A 315-nucleotide genomic window follows, 5' to 3' on the forward strand; every position below is an offset into this window, starting at 1 on the left:
CGAGGATGTCGCCCAGGCCTTCGAAGCGGCGGACCGGCGTCTGCACGAACGTGCCCAGGACACGTCCAACATGCTGATGGCGCGCGCCGACGACGCATCGAACTCGCTGATGGCCCGTGCCGAGGAAACAGCCGACAAGCTGGCCACGCGCGCCGGCGAGATCGCCAACACCTTCGACGCGGCCGACCAGAAGCTGGTTGCCCGCGCCGTCGAGACCGCCCAGTCGCTTGCCTCGCGTGCCGGCGACATCCTGCGCAACTTCGAGGGCGCGGACGAGCGGCTCTCGATGCGCATCAGCGAGTCGGCCGAAGCGCT

General features: G+C 69.5%; 1 protein-coding gene. It reads left to right on the top strand.

Annotation, left to right across the window (positions count from 1 at the left end; all coding sequences use genetic code 11):
• A partial coding sequence (locus EN874_RS32900) for a hypothetical protein (protein WP_135884737.1) occupies positions 1–315 on the top strand: 315 nt, incomplete at both ends.

It is taken from the genome of Mesorhizobium sp. M1D.F.Ca.ET.231.01.1.1, from assembly GCF_003999155.2.
Classification (GTDB): Bacteria; Pseudomonadota; Alphaproteobacteria; order Rhizobiales; family Rhizobiaceae; genus Mesorhizobium.